The organism is Aquabacterium sp., from assembly GCF_036279655.1.
Lineage (GTDB): Bacteria > Pseudomonadota > Gammaproteobacteria > Burkholderiales > Burkholderiaceae_C > Aquabacterium.
Genome location: NZ_DASUIT010000079.1, coordinates 25,126 through 44,906, shown reverse-complemented (window position 1 = coordinate 44,906; position 19,781 = coordinate 25,126). Strand labels below are relative to the sequence as shown.

The following is a 19,781-nucleotide window of genomic DNA, read 5'->3' as shown; positions in this document are numbered from 1 at the left end:
ATGCACACAGCCGCCCTCACTGGGCGGCTTTTTTCATGACATCGGCCATCACGCCATAGACATCGCTCCAGGCTTGCCTGACCTCGGCCGTGAAGGCCTCGCCCAGTCCCTGGCTCAGGGTGTCGAGCAGGGCAGCGCCCACGGTGGCGTAGTGCGCATCCTGCACGCCGTAGCTGCCATGGCGCTGACCCAGGCTTTGCAGCACGGGCACCAGGGTGCCCAGATCTCCGAGCTTGCCCACGGCGGCGCCGATCATCTGCATCAGCTTGGCCCCTTGCTGCGCCATGTCGCCCTTGAACAGGGGCTGCAGAGAGGGGTCGCGGGTGAAGAGGTTGTTGTAGAACAGCGCGGCGGCCTGGGGCGCGATGGGCACCACTTTGGCCCAGCTGGATTGGACAAGGTCGATGGTCTGGGGGCTGATCATGGGGGTGGCTCCTGTGGGTTGAACTGGAGCCAGTGTTCTAGCAGGCGCCAGGCCTCATCCAGGCTTGCATGGGCCGTGCCAGACAGCGCTCCCCCTAGTTCGAAGCCCGATCCGACGACGGACAGCAACATCGCCGGGGGCGGTGGGGCCTGCAGGACCTGCTGATGCAGGGCCAGCAACTGGCCGGGCGTGCACTGGTGGCTGGTGGTGGGGGCGCCCGGGCTGGGCAGCACGGGGTGGCAGAACACGGGGGTCGGGCCCTGGGCTGCGGCATCGATGAAGAGCACACGCGAGCGCCCCGCCAGGTCCAGCACGTGCTCGACCATCAGCTGCATGTCGCAGATCACCTCGACCTGATCGCGCCAGGCGGCGCCCTCGCCGTCCAGCCAGGTGCTCAGGCGCTCGGCCAGCAGGGCGCCGATGGCGTCGTCCCCCCGGCTGGGGTTGCCCACGGCCAGCACCAGCAGCGGCGCGCGCGGGGCCATGCGCTCAGGCAGGCGGGCGCTCGAGGCGCCCGTCGTCGTGCTTGAGCAGCCGGTCCACCGGCGCGCCCTGGGCATCGATCAGCTCGACTTCCAGCGGCATCTTGCCCACCGCATGCGTGGCGCACGACAGGCAGGGGTCGTAGGCCCGAATGGCCACTTCGATGCGGTTGAGCAGGCCTTCGCTGAGTTCGCGGCCATCGAAGTACTGCGCGGCCACGCTGCGCACCGCCTCGTTCATGGCCTGGTTGTTGTGCGTGGTCGAGACGATCAGGTTGGCGTGGCTGATGAGATCATCGTCATCGATGCGGTAGTGGTGGATCAGCGTGCCGCGCGGCGCCTCGATCACACCAAAGCCTTCGCGCAGCGGCGTGCCCGTGGCCATCAGGTCCGTGCCCGTGAGCTCGGGGTCATCGAGCATCGTGGCGATGGATTCGGCGCAGTGCAGCATGTCGATCATGCGGGCCCAGTGCTGGGCCAGCGACGCCGTGACCGGCAGGCCGCCGCCCCAGGCCATGAACTCGCGGCGGGCAGCTTCGGCCCGGGCGGTGTCCAGGTGGTCGGCATTGTTGATGCGCGCCAGCGGGCCCACGCGGTACCAGCCCTGCTCGGGGCCGATGCTGCGCAGGTGCGGGAACTTCATATAGGTCCAGGGCTTGACCTCTTCGACCAGCAACTGGGCATAGTCTTGCGCGGGCACGTGGTCGACCACGGTGCGGCCTTGCGCATCCTTGACGCGCAGGCCACCGTCGTACAGCTCGGCCGCGCCATCGGGGCGCACCAGGGACATGAACATCGAGGGGAAGTTGGCAAAGCCCGCCTGCTCGGGCTGGCCTTGCAGGAACAGATCGCGCGCCAGCACCACGGCGTCGGCGCACCAGTCGATGATCTCGTCGATGCCTGCGCGCATCAGGGCGCGGTCGGCCAGGCTGAGGGCGCGGTTGAAACCTCCGGGCACCGAGCCCGTGCCGTGCACGCGCTTGCCGGTGAGCAGGCGGATCGCTTCCTGGCCGTACTTGCGGATCTGGATACCGCGCAGGCCGATGTCGCGGTGGTCTTGCAGCACACCCACCACGTTGCGGTGCGCCACCTCGTCGTCAAAGCCGAAGAGCAGATCGGGCGAGGCCAGGTGGAAGAAGTGCAGCGCGTTCGATTGCAGCACCTGCGCAAAGTGCAGCAGACGGCGCAGCTTCTCGGCCGTGGGGGTGATGCGCGCATGGCCGATCACGAAGGCATCGCAGGCCTTGCTGGCGGCCAGCAGGTGGCTGACCGGGCAGATGCCGCACAGGCGCTGCACCAGGGTGGGCACCTCCCAGTAGGGGCGGCCCTGGATAAAACGCTCGAAGCCGCGGAACTCGACGATGTGCAGGCGCGCCTGCTGCACCCGGCGTTGTTCGTCGAGCAGCAAGGTGACTTTGCCGTGGCCTTCAACCCGGCTGACCGGCTCGATGACGACACGGCGCAGGCCTTCGGGGTGGGTGGCGGTTTCCAGCGGACGGCTCATGGGGGGGCTCTCGGGCTCAGTCGAAGCGCCTGGCCTCGGGCGGCAGCACCATGGGGCGCTGCTGCAGTTGCGACAGGATCAGCTCGCGGAAGGCGGCGGCGGGGGGCGGGCAGCCCGGCAGGGTCACGTCGATGGTGACCACCTCGTGCAGCGGCAGCACGTTCTGGAGCAGGGGTGGCAGCTCGGGGTCATTGGGCACCTGGGGGTTCAGCAGGTTGGCGCCCAGATAGGCCTCGTGCAGCAGGTCGGCCACAGGGATGCCGTTGCGCAGGGCGGGCACACCGCCATACATGGCGCAGGCGCCCACGGCCACCAGGATCTTGCAGCGCGCGCGGAACTCGTGCAGCACCTCCACGTTCTCGCGGTTGCACAGGCCCCCTTCGATCAGGCCGATGTCCACGCCCTCCTCGCTCACATGCTTGAGGTCCGTGAGCGGGCTGCGGTCGAACTCGATGTGGTCGATCAGATCGGCCAGCGTGTCGTCGATGTCCAGAAAGGACATGTGGCAGCCAAAGCAGCCGGCCAGCGAGCAGGTGGCGATGCGCAGCTTGCGCGCAGGGATGGGGGGCGCGCTCATCACGTGTCCTCCGGCCGCTGGGTGATGTCGGCCCCATCGTAGTGGCGCTGGCCGATGGGGATGGCGAAGCCCACACGCTTGGGCAGCAGGGCCCCGGTCGGGCAGACCGACAGGGCCCGGTCGGTGGCCGCCACGGCGCTGTCGGCCAGCAGGCCGCTGGGGCTGTTGACGATGAGCTCGCTGTTCAGGCCGCGCCCCCCGATGGCAAACACGCTCTTGCCATCGACCTCGCGGCTGGCGCGCACGCACAGCTCGCACAGGATGCAGCGGGCCCGGTCCAGCATCACATCGGGGTGCGAGGCATCGAGGCGGTGGCGCGGGCGCTCGTGCACGAAGTGCGTGTCCTGCATGCCCAGGTGGTAGCCCACGGCCTGCAGGTGGCAGTTGCCGCTTTTCTCGCAAAAGGGGCAGTGGTGCTGGCCTTCGACAAAGAGCATCTGCACCAGGCGCTGGCGGTCGTGGTTCAGGGCCGGGGTCTCTGATTCGACCACCAGGCCCTCGCTGGCCGGCCAGGTGCAGGAGGTGGCCACCCGCCCCTGGATGCGCACGCTGCAGACCTTGCAACTGCCGATGGGCTCGAAGTCGGCGTGGTGGCACAGGTGAGGGATGTAGACCCCAGCGGCCTGGGCCGCCTGCATCACGGTCTGGCCCGGCTCGAAGGGGATGGGCTGGCCATCGAGCAGGAAGGTGGGGCGCGTGGGGGTGTGGCTCATGCGCGCACCTGCAACTGCTGCGGGAAGTGTGTGAGCACGTCCATCAGGGGATGAAAGGCGGTCTGGCCCAGGCCGCAATGGCTGTAGTGCTGCATCAGATGGGCGGTGTCCTGTAGGCGCGCGATGTCGCTCGCACTGGCCTGGCCGGCGATCAGGCGGTCGGCCGTGTCCAGCAACTGGCCGCAGCCCACGCGGCAGGGGGTGCAGAAGCCGCAGGATTCGCTGGCAAAGAAGTGGGTGTACTGCCGGGCGATGTCCAGCAGATCGCGGGAACGGTTGAACACGGTGAAGGCGCCGCCCGTGGGCAGGTCTTCGAAGCTCAGTTGTCGCGCGGTCTGGGTGGCGGGGATCAGGTGGCCCGAAGGGCCGCCCACCAGCACGGCCTGCACATCCTGGGCACCGGCCCAGGCCAGGACCTCATCGACGCGGGTGCCCCAGGGCGCCTCGTAGATGCCGGGCTGGGCCACATCGCCTGAGACACTGAGCAGGCGCGTGCCACTGGAGCTGGCCGTGCCCTGCGCCTTGAACCAGTCGCTGCCGAGCACGGTGATCTGCGCCACCTGCACGAAGGTCTCGACGTTGTTGTTGACGGTGGGCTGATCCAGCACGCCGCGGTCCACCGGGAAGGGCGGGCGGGTGCGGGGGATGCCGCGCTTGCCTTCGACCGATTCGATCAGGGCCGTCTCTTCGCCGCAGACATAGGCGCCCGCGCCCAGGTGCAACTCGATGTCAAAGCGCTGCCCGCTGCCTTGAACGTCATCGCCCAGCAGGCCCCGCGCGGCGCGCTGCGCCAGCACCTCACGCAGATGGGGCGCGATGAACTCGTACTCGCCGCGCATATAGAGATAGCCCTGCGTGGCACCCACGGTGAGGCCGGTCACGGTCATGCCCTCGATGAGCTCGTGCGCCCAGGACATCAGCAGATAGCGGTCCTTGAAGGTGCCGGGTTCGCCCTCGTCGGCGTTGCAGGTGATGGCGCGCGGGCCCGGTGCCGCGCGGCAGGCGGCCCATTTGCGGGCGGTGGCAAAGCCTGCGCCGCCCCGGCCGCGCAGGCCGGATTGGGCGATGCGATCGATCATGGCCTCGGCGCCCAGCGCCAGCGCAACGCGAATGGCATCGCCCGGGGGCACCGGGGTGTTCAGGGTCTGGTCTCGCCGCCACACCGGGTTGTGAACCGCGAAAAAATCCGATGGCCATTGGGCCAGCGGAGTGCCCGAGTGGATCAAGGCCGCGATGGCATCGGCGCGCTCCGGCGTCAAGCGGGTCAGGGGCTGGCCATTGACCAGGCCGGCGGGCCCCTGGTCGCACAAGCCGGTGCAGGCGGTGCGGTGCACGGAGACGCGCCCGTCCGCACGGCAGGCTCCCTCGCGCACGCCCAGTGCGCTGCACAGCCGCGCCAGCACGGCCTCGCTGCCCAGCAGGCGGTCGGTGACGCTGTCGCTGAGGTAGACCGTGTAGGCCCCCCTGGGCTCGGCGCTGAGGAAGTGATAGAAGCTGACGACGCTGCGGATGCTGGTCAGCGTCAAGCCCCACTGTGCCGCGATGGCCTGGAGGGCCGGCTCGGGCACACAGCCTTCAGCGTGCTGCACCTCGCGCAGCACCTGCAGGAGCGCGCGCGGGCCCTGCGGATGGCGGTGGAGCAATGCGGCGATGTCGAGAGGCATCTGGTCGTGGCCCTGGTGTGCATTGGGTGTCTGCTTACTCTACCCCAGAGGCGGCTCACCGCGAGGTGGGCCAGGACACAGAGACCCGCAATCCTCCCAGTGTGTCCGATCGGCCCACCGTCACCGTGGCGCCATGCACTGCAGCGATGCGTCGCACGATGGACCAGCCCAGCCCGCTGCCCGGCTCGCTGTGCCCCAGCACCCGGAAGAAGCGCTCACCCAGCCGCTGCTGCTCGCTGTCTGTCAGGCCGGGGCCGCTGTCCTCGACCCTCAGCACCGTCTGACCGCTGGGCGCCTGCGACAGGTGCACGTTGACCTGGGCCCCCGGCGGGCTGTAGCGGATCGCGTTGTCCACCAGATTGCGCACCAGCACGCCCAGCAAGGTCTCTTCGCCCTGGACCCGGCAGGCGGTGTCGGCATCGAGCGCCAGCACCTGCTGCTTGTCCAGCGCTCGTGCGGCCACGTCCGCCACCACCCGGCGTGTCACCGCAGCGAGGTCGACCGTGGCCTGGATGGCCGCTTCTTGAGATTCCAGTCGCGCCAGCGTCAGCATCTGATCGACCAGCCGGGTGGCCCGGTCACAGCCTTGCAAGGTGGCCTGCAGGGCGTGGCGGCGATCGGTCTCGTCGGTGGCCCCCAGGGCCACCTGGGCTTGCAGGCGGATCCCGGCGATGGGGGTGCGCAGCTCATGTGCTGCATCGGCCGTGAACCGGCGCTCGGAGGCCAGCAGACCGGCGATGCGCTCGAACAGGCCGTGGAGGGCCTGCAGCAGGGGCTGCATCTCCACCGGGGCATCGTCCAACTGGATGGGCGCCAGATCCTGCGGCTGCCGGGCGGCCAGGGTCTGGCCCAGCCGGTTCAGAGGGCGGATGCCTTCGCGCACCGACCACCACACCGCCAGGGCCAGCAAGGGCAGGGACAAGGCCATGGGCCAGAAGGTGCTGCGCAACACCGCCCACAGGATGGCGCCCCGCGATTCGATCTGCTCGCCCACATAGACCTGCACGTCGTGCTCGGCCCCTTGTGCGGCAAAGATCCGCCAGCGGGTGCCGCCGATCTCGCGGGTGTCGAAACCGCTTTCCAGCGGGGACATGGGTTCGGCCGGCGCCTCGGCCGAGCGCACGCTCAAGCGGCCTTCATGAAAGACCTGGAAGGCCACCTTGGGCGCATAGCGGTGCAGCATGGGCGCGTCGAGCCGGCGCTCGGCCCGGTGGGGCCGGGTCTGGCCATCGTCGCCCGGGTCGGTGCCCTCGTCGTCGTCGGAGGGGTCATCGCTCTCCATCTCCAGCTTCTGCTGGGCCACCAGCAGGGCCGCGCCCTGGGCCAGGTGGCTGTCCAGCAACTCATCGAGCTCATGGCGCACGTCCACCCAGGTGGCCACGGCCGTGCCCACCCACACGGCCATCACCAGGCCGAGCATGAGCACCAGCAGGCGGCCCTGGATCGAGCGGGGCAGCTTCATGCGCCGCCCCCGTCACGGCCCAGCGTGTAGCCCACGCCCCGCAGGGTCTGGATCAGATCGGGGCGCAGCTTGCGGCGCAGGTGGTGGATGTGCACCTCGATGGCATTGCTGTCGACCTCGTGGCCCCAGCTGTAGAGGTGTTGTTCCAGCTGTTCGCGCGACAGCACGCGCCCGGCGTTGAGCATCAGGGCGTGCAGCAAGTCGAACTCGCGGGTGGACAGGGTGACCGCGCGGCCATCCAGCGTGACCTGCCGGGACGCGGGCTCCAGCGTCACGCCCTGGGCCTGCAGGCTCTCCTGCGGCTGGCCATGGGCACGTCGCACCAGGGCGCGCAGGCGGGCGGCCAGTTCGTGCAGGTCCACCGGTTTGATCACGTAGTCGTCGGCCCCCAGGTCCAGTCCGCGGATGCGGTCAGGGATGGCATCGCGGGCGGTGAGCACCAGCACCGGGGTCGACAGGCCTTGTTGACGCACGCTGGCCAGCACCTCCAGGCCATCCTTGAGCGGCAGGCCCAGGTCGAGCACGGCTGCGGCATAGGGCTCGGCGCGCAGTTCGCGCTCGGCCGCCTGCCCGTCGCGCACCCAGTCCACCTGGAAGCCCAACTGGCGCAAGCCGGCACGCAGGCCATCGCCCAGCAAGGGGTCGTCTTCAGCCAGCAGGATTCTCATGGGGTCACGCTCGAAGCTTCAGTCATCGTCGTTTTCGTCCTCATCGTCGTGCTGGCCCCCATTGTGCCCGCCACGGTCATGCCCGTCTCCGTCACGCTGGGCGCTGGTGTCGGCCCCGCCACCCGCTCCCCCGGCCGGTGCCTGCATCCACTGCAGACCCCAGAAGCCCAGCACACCCGCCAGCAGCACGGTGGCCAGCACCGCGTGGTTGCGCTGGGCCAGATCCGGCCCACGGCCTTCGACCCGACCGCTCACCATGGGCATGACCAGGTTGCGGCGGCGCAGCACGCTGGCGCCCACCAGCAGGCCGATGTGGGCCAGCACGATCACGAGCATGGCATTGCCCAGGGTCTCGTGGACCTCTTCCATCCACTCACCGCTCAGCTCTTCGTAGGTGATGTAGCCGCTGGCGGTGGTGAGCACCGTGAGGGCGATCAGCGACAGCACGGCCAGGGCATTGAACACGTTCTGTGCGCTCACCCATTGGGGGCGGAACTCGCGCATCGAGCGCAGGAACTGCGGCCAGGCCTTGGCGCGTGTCACCCAGTTGGACAGGCGCGCATGGCGCGGACCGGCCAGCCCCCATACCAGCCTGAAGACGATCAGGCCGACCATGGTGTAGCCCAGGGTCACGTGGACCAGACGCCAGCGCTCGCCGTCGGCCGTGAGGTAGGCCCCGGTGAAGCACAGGGCCAGCAGCCAGTGAAAGACCCGGGTGGCCGCATCGATGGTGCGCCGCGAGGGCTGGGGCCCGGCGGCCATGCCCTCAGCGGGGGATGCGAATGAATCGCTCATTGAAATCTCCTTGGTCGGCCCGCGTGTGGCAGGCGATGCAGTTGGCAGGGCTCTTGATCGAGGCACGCTTCCAGGTGGCCGCGGCGATCTCGTCGTGTTCGTGAACAAACCAGGCGGCGCGTGTGATGCGGTCCTGAGGGGGCGGCTCCGCGCGCTTGGCCCGGGTCGCGGCGTTGGCCGTCAGCCAGCGGCTGATGGCCTGCACCTGATCGGGCTCCAGCGAGGCATCGGTGCCGAAGTGCTTGGGCAGATTGGCCATCAGGCGCTGCCAGGAGGCGGCGGGCAGCATGCCGGGCGGGTAGGCCAGGTGGCAGGCCGCGCACTCCTGCCGGTACAGCGGCAGCATGGGCGCCGCGGTGGTCCGGGTGGCGCGTGGGGCCTCGTGCTCATCGTTATCGTCGTCTGCGCGGGTGATGCTCAGCGCGCCGAGCGCCAGCAGTCCGATCACGGCGACCTGGATCGTGCGACGCCAAAGGGGGGTGCTCATGGGGGGCTCCTTGTTCAGGGCTTGAGGGTGATCAGCCAGGCCAGCACATCGGCCTTTTCTGCGGCACTGCATTCACGGCTGAGCACGTCCTTGCAGTTGCGGCGGAACCACTTCTCGACCTTGCTGGGATTGGTGAAGCGTTCGGCGTTGGCGGCGGGCGCCAGGGCGCCGATGGTCTTGTTGGTGGAGGCATGGCGGCCGGCCTGCGTGGGCAGGCTGCCATGGCAGGAGGCACAGCTCCATTCACCGCCATGGGTGGCCTTGAAGAACTGCTGCCCCCGGGTGGCCGAAGGGGGGCTGCCCGCCTCGCGGCTGTAGGCGGAGAGCAGCTCGGCGGGGGTGGCCGCCTGCGCCATCCTGGGCGTGACGGCGAGCAGGGCCATCAGCCCGACCAGGGCGGACAGCATCGCGGTGTGGATCAAACGGTTCATGGTGGCGACTCCTTGACCCACATGGTCGCGCCGCCGGATTAAGACAGGCTTAAGGCAGGCTCACAGCGTCAGTTTGTCGGCATAACCCGTCATTTCCAGGTAACCGCTGCCGATCACACGCTGTTGTGCATCGATCAGCTCGCAGAGGCCCTCCCAGTACACCGTGCCGGTGCTGGGTTGCCCGGCCAGCTCCTGGGCATCCAGCCGCGCGCGCACGGCAAAGCGCCCTACCGGGGTGTCGATCTGCCATTCCACGGGGTAGGTGGCCTGGGTGGTCGGGCTCCGCCAGCGCCTCCCTGGGGTGAAGCGCAGCTCGTCGGGGCCAAAGTGTCTGGCGGCCTGCCCTGGCGGGCGCCAGCTGCCGCCGGCCCACCGGATCGATCCATCCGCACGCCGCAAGCGGAAGGCGGTCAGCGCCGTGCCATCGTGCAGGTTCATGCCGATCCAGTCCCAGCCCACGGCGTCGGGCGCCAGCAGGGATTCGCTCCATTCGTGGTCCATCCAGGCGCGGCCGGTGACGGTGCGCGTCTGCCCCCCCAGGGTGAGTTGGCCGTTCACGGCCAGATGCGGTTGCGTGTAGTAATGGCTGCTCTGTGTCGGCAAGGGGCCCTTGCGGGAGTAGCCGGCATCGCCTTGCAGCAGCAGGGGCTGGGTGGTGCGCAGCGCCAGCGACAGACGGAAGTCCTGTGCGTCGACGCGCGCCTGATACAGGCTCTGTGCCGCCGTGCCGCTGCGCTGCAGAGACCATGAACGCAAGTGGACATGGGTGTCGCCCAGCGCCGCCCCGGCCAGGCCCAGGCCTTCACGCGCGATGCGTTGCTCGTGCAGCAACTGCCCGGCGCGCACATCGGTGAGCGCGGCGTGCGCCAGGATCAGTTGTCGGGCAGCCAGGCGGCTGGGGTTGTCTTGCGCGGTGTCGACGCGCGAACGAAAGAAAGTGATCTGAAAGCCCAGATCCCGTCCCAGTTGCCCGGTGATGTACCACCACTCGGTGCGGAACTCGGGGTGAGCCCCGAAATCGCGCGGAAAGTGCAGGGGCTGGCCCGGTCGCACCCGTGGCAAGTGGCGCGTGGGCTCACCGGCACCGACCCGGCCGCTCGCGCCCAGAGCACCCAGGGCGCCCAGGTGCCAGCCCCACTGCATCAGGCAATGACGTCGATCGATCATGTTCTTGGGGCTCCTCACCAGTCTTCCTTCACGGCCATGACCGCATCGCGGCCGATGGCCTGGCGCCCCGCGATCAGTGCGGTCGCCGTGCCTGCCACCACCACTGCCAGACACAGCAGCGCCACGCGGCCCCAGGGCACCAGCATGTCCATGGTCCAGTGAAAGCTCTGCGGGTTGACCACCTCGACCAGCACCACGCTCACGGCCAGGCCCAGGCAGGCGCCCATCAGGGCGCCGATGCCGGTCAGCACCAGCCCCTCGCCACCGACGATGCCCAGCACCTGCCCGCGTGTGAAGCCCAGGTGGCTGAGCAGCCCGAACTCCTTGCGACGTGCCAGCACCTGTGCCGAGAAACTGGCCGCTGTGCCGAACAGGCCAATGCCGATGGCCACGGCCTGCAACCAGTAGGTCACGGCAAAGCTGCGATCAAAGATGCGCAAGGTGGTCACGCGCACCTGCCGGGGCTCGGCAAACTCGATCAGATCACCCGCCAGGCCCCGGGCCTGGGCCGCCTGACGGATGGCGGCCTGCACGTCGGCGGTGCGCACCTGGGGGTGGAGCCACAGCGCCACATCGTTCGCACTCGTGTCGCCGGTGAGCCGCTGGAAGTCCCTTTCCTCCATGATGATGGCGCCCTGCTGCCGGGCGTAGTCGCGCCACACGCCGCGTACATGCGTCAGCACCGGGGGGTGCCCGGCGTGCAGGGGCAGGGCCAGGGTGTCACCGGCGTGGGCACCATACAGGTCCACGATGGCCTCGCTCACATAGACCGACACCCGTCCCGCGCGGGCGGGCAGCAGCTCGCCCACCAGCGGCAGGCTGCGCTCGGGGCGGTCCAGGGCCCGACCGATCAGCACGACCTCGGGTTGGCTGGGCTGCAGCCGCAAGGAGGTGATGCGGATGCCCAGCACACGCGCCACCCCGGGCACGGTGCGCAGATCCTGCAGCAGGCGCTGGTCCATGCGCAGCGTGTCGGTGCTGCCGGCCTGGCCTGTGGTGCGGGCGTACAGGTCGGCGGGCAAGATCACATCCAGCCAGGCCGTGACCGAGCCCCGGAAGCTGGCCACCATCACCGTGAGGGCCACACTCAGGCTCAGGCTGGCCACCACGCCAGCGATGACCACCGTGGCCGTGTGCCGCATGCGCCGCGCCCGTTCATAGGCCAGCAGCGGAGCGGCATGGCGCGGCGTGGGCCACAGGCGCAGCAGCCCCCCGACGACCGCCGGCACACAGGCGATGCCACCCATGAGCAGGCTGGCCACACTCAGGTAGGCCCACAAGGGGATGCCTGCCACCGGTGGCAGACAGGCCAGGCCCACGCCCAGCAGCAACAAGGCAGGCCCGATCCAGGGCGAGCGTGCGTGCGGGCTGGCATCGCCCAGCCCCTTGAGAGCCTGGGCGGGCGTGAGCGCCTGGGCCGCGCGGGCGGGCAGCCAGCCTCCCAGCATGGCCGCAACCACCCCCAGGCCGCCATACAGCGCCGCAGCGACCGGCGACCACTGCAGGCGTGGCGTGATGCCGGGAAAGTAGCCGCCGCCCAGATCCCCCGCGAGCAGGCGCAGGGCAGCGGCGGCCAGCGCTGTCCCCAGGGCCAGGCCCAGCACCGAGCCCAGCACCCCGATGGCGGCCGACTCGCACAGCACCAGGTGCAGGCGCTCGCGGGCACTCAGGCCCAGCACGCCCAGCAGGGCCAGGGCCTGCTGGCGCTTGGCCACCGACAGCGACAGGATGGAGAACACCAGGAAGGCCCCGGTGAACAAGGCCACCATGGCCAGCACCGTGAGGTTGACCCGGTAGGCGCGCGACACATTGGACACCTTCTGCGTGGCCTGCTCGGCCGAGTCCACGAGCACCCCGGCAGGCAGACGCAGCGACGCGATCACCTCCTGGCGTGAGGCCCCCGGGGCCAGTTGCACGTCCACCCGGCTGATCCGGCCTGCGGCCCCCAGCACCGTCTGCGCACTGGCAATGTCCATCACCCCCAGGGCTTCGGGGCCGGCCGCCACGGAGCCGACCACCCGCAGGCGCTTCAAGCTCAGACCGGCCTGCACCTCGATGGTGTCACCCACCTCGACCCCCAACTGCTGCCGTGCCCGCGCGTTGAGCGAGATGGCGTCGGTGGCAAAGAGCTGCAGGCGGTCCTGCCCCTGGGCGAGCTGGGGGATCAGGGTGGGCGCCAGGGGTGCGGCCACCATCGGGTCCAGGCCGATGACCTTGAGGGCGTGCCGTGCGCCGCGTGGGCCCAGCGCCAGCGTCTGGACCTCGATCACCGGGCTGGCGATACCCACCTGCGGGTGCAGGGCCACCGGGGGGTAGAGCGCCTCGTCCAGGCTGCCATGTGCGGCACGCAGGCTCAGATCGGCTTGACCCGTGACCGAGCGCACCGCCGCGCTGAACTCGCTGAGCGCCGATTCATTGATCAGGTGCACCGAGAACGCCAGGGCCACGCCCAGCACCACGGCCAGCACGGCCGTGGCATGGCGCAGACCGTGGTGTCGCAATTCGGGCCACGAAAATTGCCACAGCAGGGTGGCGACCGGGGAGCCCTCAGGCCGCATCGCGCAGCCCCTGCCGGGTCAGTGTCAGCACGCGGTCGGCACGCCGGGCGGCGGCAGGGGAGTGCGTCACCATCACGCAGGCCGCACCGTGCTGGCGGATCTCGGCCACGAAGGCATCCATCACCCTGTCGGCCGTGTCGGGATCCAGGTTGCCGGTGGGTTCGTCGGCCAGCAACAAGGCGGGGCGGTGGATCAGGGCGCGGGCGATGGCCACACGTTGCAGTTGCCCGCCCGACAACTGGTGCGGCAGGCGCTCGCCCAGTGCCTGCAGGCCGACGGACTGTAGTGCGGCATCCACACGTGAGGGGTAGTCGGCCTGACGGCCCTGCCCCAGCAGCATCAGGGGCAGCCCCACGTTCTGTGCCACGCTCAGGTGCGGCAGCACATGGAAGGCCTGAAAGACAAAGCCCAGGTGGCGGCGCCGGAAGTGAGCCTGGGCGGTCTCGTCCAGCGAGGGAATGTTCACCCCCTGGAGCAAGACCTGCCCGGCATCGATCTGATCCAGCCCCGCCAGGCAGTTCAGCAAGGTGGATTTGCCCACCCCCGATTCCCCCACGATGGCCACGAACTCCCCGGGGGGCACCGACAGGGTCACCTGAGAAAACACGAGCTCGGCGCCGTAACGCTTGGCCAGGTCCTGAACGTGAAGCATGGGCTCGCCAGAGGATGGAACAACGGCCATTATTGGCCCAGCCGTGCCAGATGCGTCGCTGACATCTGGATGCGTTTGCTTACACAGTACCCCCCTTGGAGGGAATGGCTGATCGGACGTGACTGCGTACAGTCCTTCCTTAACAAAGACGGGGCTTGACCACCGTCAGATTCAAATCGGGGTGGACGAATCCATAAGGCATAGGGAGGCGCGAGAGGGCAAAAGCCCCCGCGTGAGTGGAAGGCGTGCGCCTCGACCAGGTTCGGGGCGCACGCCGCAGTGGGCCAGGGCCGCGTTCAGCGTTCCGTTCAGGGCGCAGCGCCCAGTCGCCACAAGGATGTCACCTCTTTCGCACGCGCGGCATGCAGCGCATCATCCGGGTCGCTGGCCTTGGGGTGGGTCGGGCGCGCATCCAGACGGCCCAGCACGCACAAGCCAGCCTGGTCGATCCAGTCCAGCAACTGCTCGCGTGAGCGCAGCCCCAGGTGTTCTGCCAGATCCGACAGGATCAACCAGCCTTCGCCGCCGGGCGCCAGGTGGGCGCGCAAGCCCGCCAGAAAGCCCTTGAGCATCTGGCTGTCGGGGTCATAGACCGCGTATTCGATGGGCGAACTGGGCCGTGCGGGCACCCAGGGCGGGTTGCACACCACCAGGGGCGCCTGCCCCGGCGGGAACAGATCGGCCTCCAGCAGTGCCACTTGCGGGTGCAGGCCCAGGCGCTGCAGGTTGTCCTGCGCACAGGCCAGGGCGCGAGGCGACTGGTCCGTGGCCACGATGTGCGCCACACCGCGCCGCGCCAGCACGGCGGCCAGCACGCCGCTGCCGGTGCCGATGTCATAGGCCAGGGTCCTGGCGGGCAGCGGGGCCTGGGCCACCAGGTTCACATACTCGCCCCGCACGGGCGAGAACACTCCGTAGTGCGCATGGATGCGGCCCTGGATGGCGGGGATTTCCACCCCCTTCTTGCGCCACTCGTGGGCACCGATCAAGCCCAGCAGTTCACGCAGCGAGGCCACATAGGGCTCGGTGCCCGGGCCGTAGGCTTCCAGGCAGGCCTGGCGGGTGTCGGGCGCGCGCCGCAGGGGCACCTGATGGTCGGCATCGAAGGGCAGCAGGAGCATACCCAGGATGCGGGCGCGGTGGCCCTGTCGCTGGCGGTGCTGCTGAAAGGCTTCACGGGCCGATGCCACCGGGGTGGAGGCTTTGGACTTCTTGCGGTCCTTGGGGTGCTTGTGATCCAGGCGCCGCGTCAGGGCCTGCAGCAGGTGGCGCGCGTTCTGGAAATCGCCTTGCCACAGCAGCGCCGTGCCCTCGCAGGCCAGTTTGTAGGCCACATCGGCAGGTGTGGTGTCGTCCACCAGCACCACGCGCTGGGGCACGGGCACGCCGGCTTCCGAGCGCCACAGGGCTTGATGGGCAGTGTGATCTGGCGCAGTCCAGGAGATCGATGGAGTGGGGTTCATGGTGGGGGCCCGACCAGATGGACGGGGCTCTATTGTCGGCCTTGATGCGTGGCTGGGAGTGGGCGACATTTGCTGGTAACCTGCGCGATCCAGGGGGAATGGAATGCACGGATATCGCTCAAGGGTGATGAGGTTCTGCTGCACGGGGCTGACCCTGTTGGCCTTGTCGCGTCAGGTGGCGGCGGGTCCCATCGTGCTCGTGGGGGCGGAAGACGATGCTGCGCCTTGGTCGTATGCGGATGGCACGGGTTATGTCAATGATGTGGTGCGTGCCGCATTCAAGCGGGTTGGTTGGACTGCGCGCTTGAAGGTCTTGCCCTATGCGCGTTGCAAGGCGATGGCTGTGAGTGGCGACCTGGTCGCCTGCTTTTCTGCCAGCAAGACATCCGAGCTCCAAGGCATGCTCCTGTATCCCCGCCATTCGATCTTTGAGGCCAGGAACCTGCTGGTGTCTGATGCCCGGTCGGCCTTGTCGGGATGTGACTTTGAGCAATGGGTCGGGCATCCGGTCGTTGGTCGGGTGCGCGGATACGAGTACATCCAAAGGGTCGAAACCATGTTCAAGAGCGGGCATGTCGGGGCAGCCGAATCGGATTCCGAGGTCAGCAACCTGCGCAAGGTGAGTGCGGGGCGGCTGGATGCCGCGCTCGTCACCGTGGATGCCGTCAAACGGCTGGATGTGGTGGTGGCGCAAGCGCATCACGCGGGCCACACCTTCAAGACGGTGTGTGATTTCGGTGCTGAACCTGCATACGTGGCGTTCAGTGCAAGGCATCCACAGGGACGGGCTGCGCTGCTGGCTTTCGAGCAAGGCTATGACCGACTGGTGGACGATGGAAGCATCGCTGCCCTGCAAAAGATGTGGCGTGGGAAGCTGCTCGATCGCATGCGGGTCAAACCGCACTGAGGCCATGTTCAAAAACCGTACCCCCTCGATTGCAGCGGTGCTGATCACCGTCCTGGTGGCCGTGGTGACCGTGCTGCTGGGCTTGTTCGCCGCCGTGGCCTACAACACAGAAAAAGATCAGCGCTGGTCGCACTTGCGGGATGAGCTGGTGACCAATCTGGATCAGCAGGCCGTGGGGCTGGCGCTGCCGATGTGGGAGCTCGATGAAACACAGATTACCGCCATCCTGCGTGCCGGCATGAGCGATCGGGAGGTGTTTGCCATCACGGCATCGACGGCCAACAAGACCTACACCCTGGCACGCGATGCCCGCTGGCAGATCACACAGGTGGACAAGGTGCCGTCGGCCGAGGGCCTGCTGTCCGAGGAGCGCCTCATCCGTCATCAGGACGAAGCCTTGGGCACGGTCCGGGTCGTGGTGTCGTCTCGCTTCCTTGAAGAAGAGTTGAATGAGCGACGGACGTCCCTGGTCGCTTTCATCTTGTTGCTCGATGCGGCTCTGGTGCTGAGCCTGGCACTGCTGTTGTGGAAACTGATGCTCAAACCTGTGAAGGCCTTGCAGCGCTTTGCCGCCACGGTCCAGGAGGGGGGCAAAACGGGCGCGTCGCCCACCGGCACCTGGTTCTATGGCGAGTTGAAGGAGCTGGACCAGTCCATCCGCGAGATGACGGCCATGCTGGATGCGCGTTACCGGGCCTTGCGGGAGAGTGAGCAGCGCATGAATCTGGCGGTGCGTGCCGCGAGTCTGGGGATCTGGGACTGGGATCCGCTGAACAATCATCTCGTCTGGAACGATGAATGTCTGCGTCAGTACGGTATCCGCAAGGAAGACTTCAAGGGCACCTATGAGGATTGGCGCAACACCCTGACGCCCGAGTCGGTCGACCAGGCCACGGGTGAGCTTCAGGCCGCCCTCAGGGGCGAGGCCGAGTTTGAAACCGAGTTCACGATCCGCAGACCGGACGGTGCCGTGCGCATCATCCGGGGCGATGCCATCATGATCCGCGATGATGCGGGCCGTGTGACGCGGGCCGTGGGGATCAACATCGATATCACCGAACGCAAGCAGGCCGAGCACGAGATCAAGCAACTCAACACGGCACTGGAGCAGCGTGTCAGGGAGCGGACGGCCCAGCTCGAATCTGCCGTGGCCGATCTGGCTCGGGCGCGCGACGATGCCGAGGCAGCCACGCGCACCAAGAGCGAGTTCCTGGCCAATATGAGCCACGAGATTCGCACGCCCATGAATGCCATCATGGGGCTGACCGGCCTGACCTTGCGCACCGAACTCTCGGAGCGCCAGCGAGGGTATCTGGGGCATGTCAAGACGGCGGCGGAATCACTGCTGGGCATCATCGACGACATCCTGGATTTCTCGAAAATCGAGGCGGGCAAGCTGGTCATGGAATCGCGCGAGTTCGCGTTGCAGGAGGTGCTGGACAAGCTGACCTCGGTGGTGGCGCTCAAGGCTCACGAGAAAGGGCTCAAGTTCTTGATCGACGTGGCCCCCGACGTACCACCGTCATTGGTGGGTGACATGTTGAGACTGGGTCAGGTGCTGATCAATCTGTGCAGCAATGCCGTCAAGTTCACGGATGCCGGTGAGGTGGCGCTGATCGTCGCGCGACAAGGTGAGTCCGCCGATGGTCGTGTGGTGCTGACATGGGCCGTTCGTGACACTGGCATCGGCATGACCGAGGCGCAATGCGCCAAACTGTTTCAGCCTTTCAGTCAGGTGGACGCCTCCACCACGCGTGTGTATGGCGGCACCGGCCTGGGCCTGGCCATCAGCAAGCAGATCGTGGCCCTGATGCAGGGCGAAATCGCTGTCCGAAGTGAGCCTGGCCGGGGCAGCGAGTTCTGCTTCACGGCCCATTTCGGCCTGGCGGAGCCTGTTTCAACCGTCCCCGCTCCTGACAAGGGTCTGCGTGGTGTACGCATCCTTGTCATGGACGGCAGCGCTCATTCGGGTGCCATTCTCGATGACTTGCTGCACAGGCTCGGCTGTGTGCCGACCGTGGCGGCTTCGGCGGTGGCCGGTTTGGCGGCACTCAAGCGTGCCACGGATGGGCCGGCCTACGATATCGTCTTGCTGGACCGTGACCTGCCGGACATCGACAGTCTTGAACTGGTGTCATTGATCCGGCATCGGGCGGGGCCCATTCCCAAGATTGTTCTTCTGACAACGTTTGGCGATGAGGAAATCAGTCGTCAGGTGATCCATCAGCGGCTGGATGGCTGCCTGCGGCGGCCGGTCAGCCTCAGAGCCTTGCAGGACACCTTGCTGGCCATCATCCAGCGCGAGGATCCCGACCAAGACCCCGCGCCGGTGTGTCGCGGTGAGCTGGACGCATCCCTGAGCGTGCTGCGCGGCAAACGCGTGCTGCTGGCCGAAGACAATGCCATCAACCAGATCGTGGCCGAGGAGTTGCTGCGGGAAGTTGCCGGCATGTCGGTCACGATGGCCGAGGATGGGGAGCAGGCGCTTCAACTCATGCGCACACAGTCTTTCGATGCGGTCTTGATGGACATCCAGATGCCCCGGATCGATGGCTTGCAGGTGACACGGATGATCCGCCAGGAGCCAGCCGGTGAGGCCTTGCCCATCATCGCCATGACGGCTCATGCCATGGCCAGTGATCGGCAGAACTGCGTGGATGCTGGCATGAACGACTATGTGACCAAACCCTTCGAGGCACACCAGTTGTTTGCCGTACTGGCCCGCTGGGTTCGACCCCGCAGCGCTGACACGCTGGCGGTGCCTCAGGTCAAGGACGATGCGGCACGTCAACATGGCGGGGATGCCGCGTCCGCAGGGGTGGACTTCGAACTGGGGCTGCGTCACTGCGTCGGGCGCCAGGAGTTGTTTGCCAAAATCGCACAACGCTTCCTGAGCACCCGGTGTCAGGACGCACTCAAGATCAAGGCAGCGCTGGACATCGGCGACACGGAGGCGGCGGCCAGCATCGCGCATCAGCTCATTTCCACAGCGGGCACCTTGGGTGCCGGTGCCTTGTCAGAAGCGGCCCGGGCACTGCAATTGGCCGTTCTGGCGGGTGAGTCATCGCGCTGGCCCGATCTGCTGGACGCGTTCGAGCAGCATCTGGGTACGGTCGCCATCGACCTTGAACGTCATTTCTCGACACGACCATGAGCACGTCAGCGCGTTCCTATTCCACCACGGAGGTCGCTCAGCGACTGGGCATTTCCACGCAGACGGTCCAGCGTTGGGTCGACACCGGTCAGCTCAAGGCCTGGAAGACCCTGGGTGGACATCGGCGCATTGAGGCCGAAGGCGCTGAATTGCTGTTTCGACTGCACGGTCTGAGCGCTCCCGGGGCGGACCGTCCTGCCGATGCCGCGGAGGGCGCCCCCGCCTTGTCCGTGCTGGTGGTCGACGACAACCCGGATGACCGGGACATCCTGGCCCATCTGATCGAGGCGGCCTTGCCCCACGCCACCGTGGCTGCTGCCACCAATGGGTTTCACGGGCTCATTGCCATCGGGCGCATGGCGCCAGACGTGCTCATCACCGATTTGCTGATGCCGCACATGAACGGCTTTGAAATGCTCAAGCACCTGACCACCGGGTGTGCCGTCAAACCACGCCTGATCCTGGCGGTGTCCAGCAACACCCCCGAAGAGCTCGCTTCTCGCGGTCATCTGCCGTCAGGTGTGGTCTTTCTTCAGAAACCGCTGGATCCAGAGCGGTTCATGGGTGTCCTGCGCTCCAGCCTGAAAGCGGACGCTTGAGCCGATTCGGCGGGGTGACCGTGATAAAGGGCACGTTTCCGTCCCAGATTGTGATTAACAAATTGTTTGTTTTG

At 67.7% G+C, this 19,781-nt stretch carries 18 protein-coding genes; 3 read left to right on the top strand and 15 right to left on the bottom strand.

The window, feature by feature from the left end; all coding sequences use genetic code 11:
* Positions 1 to 16 precede the first annotated feature (16 nt).
* The 15 genes from VFW84_RS09640 to VFW84_RS09570 all read right to left on the bottom strand — a co-directional run bounded on the left by VFW84_RS09640 (position 17) and on the right by VFW84_RS09570 (position 15,047).
* The gene (locus tag VFW84_RS09640) at positions 17 to 424 is read right to left on the bottom strand and encodes a globin family protein (RefSeq protein WP_329680239.1); all 408 of its coding nucleotides are present in this window, start codon (positions 422 to 424) and stop codon (positions 17 to 19) included.
* On the bottom strand, positions 421 to 909 hold the full coding sequence (locus VFW84_RS09635; RefSeq protein ID WP_329680238.1) for a hydrogenase maturation protease: 489 nt from the start codon (positions 907 to 909) through the stop codon (positions 421 to 423). Before VFW84_RS09635 ends, VFW84_RS09640 begins: the two co-directional genes overlap by 4 nt.
* A 4-nt stretch (positions 910 to 913) precedes the next feature.
* A complete protein-coding gene (locus VFW84_RS09630) occupies positions 914 to 2,410 on the bottom strand; it encodes a Ni/Fe hydrogenase subunit alpha (RefSeq protein WP_329680237.1) in 1,497 nt (498 codons plus the stop codon).
* Positions 2,411 to 2,426: 16 nt separating this feature from the next.
* Positions 2,427 to 2,987: an NADP oxidoreductase gene (locus VFW84_RS09625; protein ID WP_329680236.1), complete on the bottom strand. Its 561-nt coding sequence runs from the start codon at positions 2,985 to 2,987 to the stop codon at positions 2,427 to 2,429.
* A complete protein-coding gene (locus VFW84_RS09620) occupies positions 2,987 to 3,700 on the bottom strand; it encodes a 2Fe-2S iron-sulfur cluster-binding protein (RefSeq protein WP_329680235.1) in 714 nt (237 codons plus the stop codon). Before VFW84_RS09620 ends, VFW84_RS09625 begins: the two co-directional genes overlap by 1 nt.
* Positions 3,697 to 5,364, bottom strand: coding sequence for an NAD(P)H-dependent oxidoreductase subunit E (locus tag VFW84_RS09615; RefSeq protein WP_329680234.1), 1,668 nt, complete (start codon positions 5,362 to 5,364; stop codon positions 3,697 to 3,699). Before VFW84_RS09615 ends, VFW84_RS09620 begins: the two co-directional genes overlap by 4 nt.
* 55 nt (positions 5,365 to 5,419) lie before the next feature.
* Positions 5,420 to 6,826, bottom strand: coding sequence for an ATP-binding protein (locus tag VFW84_RS09610; protein ID WP_329680233.1), 1,407 nt, complete (start codon positions 6,824 to 6,826; stop codon positions 5,420 to 5,422).
* Positions 6,823 to 7,494 (bottom strand): winged helix-turn-helix domain-containing protein, encoded by a 672-nt coding sequence (locus VFW84_RS09605; RefSeq protein WP_329680232.1) that lies wholly within the window; start codon positions 7,492 to 7,494, stop codon positions 6,823 to 6,825. Before VFW84_RS09605 ends, VFW84_RS09610 begins: the two co-directional genes overlap by 4 nt.
* Before the next feature lie 18 nt (positions 7,495 to 7,512).
* Positions 7,513 to 8,289 carry a cytochrome b/b6 domain-containing protein gene (locus VFW84_RS09600; protein ID WP_329680231.1) on the bottom strand — a complete coding sequence of 259 codons (777 nt, stop codon included), beginning with the start codon at positions 8,287 to 8,289 and terminating at the stop codon, positions 7,513 to 7,515.
* Positions 8,261 to 8,776, bottom strand: a complete 516-nt coding sequence (locus VFW84_RS09595) for a diheme cytochrome c (RefSeq protein WP_329680230.1) — start codon at positions 8,774 to 8,776, stop codon at positions 8,261 to 8,263. Before VFW84_RS09595 ends, VFW84_RS09600 begins: the two co-directional genes overlap by 29 nt.
* Before the next feature lie 14 nt (positions 8,777 to 8,790).
* Positions 8,791 to 9,183, bottom strand: coding sequence for a DUF1924 domain-containing protein (locus VFW84_RS09590; protein ID WP_414638952.1), 393 nt, complete (start codon positions 9,181 to 9,183; stop codon positions 8,791 to 8,793).
* A gap of 84 nt (positions 9,184 to 9,267) precedes the next feature.
* A complete protein-coding gene (locus tag VFW84_RS09585) occupies positions 9,268 to 10,374 on the bottom strand; it encodes a carotenoid 1,2-hydratase (protein ID WP_329680229.1) in 1,107 nt (368 codons plus the stop codon).
* A gap of 14 nt (positions 10,375 to 10,388) precedes the next feature.
* Positions 10,389 to 12,932: an FtsX-like permease family protein gene (locus VFW84_RS09580; protein WP_329680228.1), complete on the bottom strand. Its 2,544-nt coding sequence runs from the start codon at positions 12,930 to 12,932 to the stop codon at positions 10,389 to 10,391.
* Entirely contained in the window at positions 12,922 to 13,584 is a 663-nt protein-coding gene (locus VFW84_RS09575; protein ID WP_329680227.1) for an ABC transporter ATP-binding protein, read from the bottom strand. The genes VFW84_RS09580 and VFW84_RS09575 overlap by 11 nt, the downstream gene beginning before the upstream one ends.
* A gap of 308 nt (positions 13,585 to 13,892) precedes the next feature.
* Positions 13,893 to 15,047, bottom strand: a complete 1,155-nt coding sequence (locus tag VFW84_RS09570) for a class I SAM-dependent methyltransferase (RefSeq protein WP_329680226.1) — start codon at positions 15,045 to 15,047, stop codon at positions 13,893 to 13,895.
* 127 nt (positions 15,048 to 15,174) lie between these two features.
* Between VFW84_RS09570 and VFW84_RS09565 the strand changes: the two genes are divergently transcribed.
* From VFW84_RS09565 to VFW84_RS09555, 3 genes are read left to right on the top strand one after another with little or no spacing between them, the layout of a single operon-like run.
* Positions 15,175 to 15,954 carry a transporter substrate-binding domain-containing protein gene (locus tag VFW84_RS09565; protein WP_329680225.1) on the top strand — a complete coding sequence of 260 codons (780 nt, stop codon included), beginning with the start codon at positions 15,175 to 15,177 and terminating at the stop codon, positions 15,952 to 15,954.
* A 4-nt stretch (positions 15,955 to 15,958) separates the two neighbouring features.
* Positions 15,959 to 19,108, top strand: coding sequence for a hybrid sensor histidine kinase/response regulator (locus VFW84_RS09560; RefSeq protein WP_329680224.1), 3,150 nt, complete (start codon positions 15,959 to 15,961; stop codon positions 19,106 to 19,108).
* On the top strand, positions 19,105 to 19,707 hold the full coding sequence (locus tag VFW84_RS09555; protein WP_329680223.1) for a response regulator: 603 nt from the start codon (positions 19,105 to 19,107) through the stop codon (positions 19,705 to 19,707). Before VFW84_RS09560 ends, VFW84_RS09555 begins: the two co-directional genes overlap by 4 nt.
* Positions 19,708 to 19,781: the final 74 nt, after the last annotated feature.

Bases quoted from the DNA above. Each gene is read 5' to 3' on its own strand.
- VFW84_RS09640 (WP_329680239.1), bottom strand. From the start codon at position 424: ATGATCAGCCCCCAGACCATCGACCTTGTCCAATCCAGCTGGGCCAAA.
- VFW84_RS09635 (WP_329680238.1), bottom strand. From the start codon at position 909: ATGGCCCCGCGCGCGCCGCTGCTGGTGCTGGCCGTGGGCAACCCCAGC.
- VFW84_RS09630 (WP_329680237.1), bottom strand. From the start codon at position 2,410: ATGAGCCGTCCGCTGGAAACCGCCACCCACCCCGAAGGCCTGCGCCGT.
- VFW84_RS09625 (WP_329680236.1), bottom strand. From the start codon at position 2,987: ATGAGCGCGCCCCCCATCCCTGCGCGCAAGCTGCGCATCGCCACCTGC.
- VFW84_RS09620 (WP_329680235.1), bottom strand. From the start codon at position 3,700: ATGAGCCACACCCCCACGCGCCCCACCTTCCTGCTCGATGGCCAGCCC.
- VFW84_RS09615 (WP_329680234.1), bottom strand. From the start codon at position 5,364: ATGCCTCTCGACATCGCCGCATTGCTCCACCGCCATCCGCAGGGCCCG.
- VFW84_RS09610 (WP_329680233.1), bottom strand. From the start codon at position 6,826: ATGAAGCTGCCCCGCTCGATCCAGGGCCGCCTGCTGGTGCTCATGCTC.
- VFW84_RS09605 (WP_329680232.1), bottom strand. From the start codon at position 7,494: ATGAGAATCCTGCTGGCTGAAGACGACCCCTTGCTGGGCGATGGCCTG.
- VFW84_RS09600 (WP_329680231.1), bottom strand. From the start codon at position 8,289: ATGAGCGATTCATTCGCATCCCCCGCTGAGGGCATGGCCGCCGGGCCC.
- VFW84_RS09595 (WP_329680230.1), bottom strand. From the start codon at position 8,776: ATGAGCACCCCCCTTTGGCGTCGCACGATCCAGGTCGCCGTGATCGGA.
- VFW84_RS09590 (WP_414638952.1), bottom strand. From the start codon at position 9,183: ATGCTGTCCGCCCTGGTCGGGCTGATGGCCCTGCTCGCCGTCACGCCC.
- VFW84_RS09585 (WP_329680229.1), bottom strand. From the start codon at position 10,374: ATGATCGATCGACGTCATTGCCTGATGCAGTGGGGCTGGCACCTGGGC.
- VFW84_RS09580 (WP_329680228.1), bottom strand. From the start codon at position 12,932: ATGCGGCCTGAGGGCTCCCCGGTCGCCACCCTGCTGTGGCAATTTTCG.
- VFW84_RS09575 (WP_329680227.1), bottom strand. From the start codon at position 13,584: ATGCTTCACGTTCAGGACCTGGCCAAGCGTTACGGCGCCGAGCTCGTG.
- VFW84_RS09570 (WP_329680226.1), bottom strand. From the start codon at position 15,047: ATGAACCCCACTCCATCGATCTCCTGGACTGCGCCAGATCACACTGCC.
- VFW84_RS09565 (WP_329680225.1), top strand. From the start codon at position 15,175: ATGAGGTTCTGCTGCACGGGGCTGACCCTGTTGGCCTTGTCGCGTCAG.
- VFW84_RS09560 (WP_329680224.1), top strand. From the start codon at position 15,959: ATGTTCAAAAACCGTACCCCCTCGATTGCAGCGGTGCTGATCACCGTC.
- VFW84_RS09555 (WP_329680223.1), top strand. From the start codon at position 19,105: ATGAGCACGTCAGCGCGTTCCTATTCCACCACGGAGGTCGCTCAGCGA.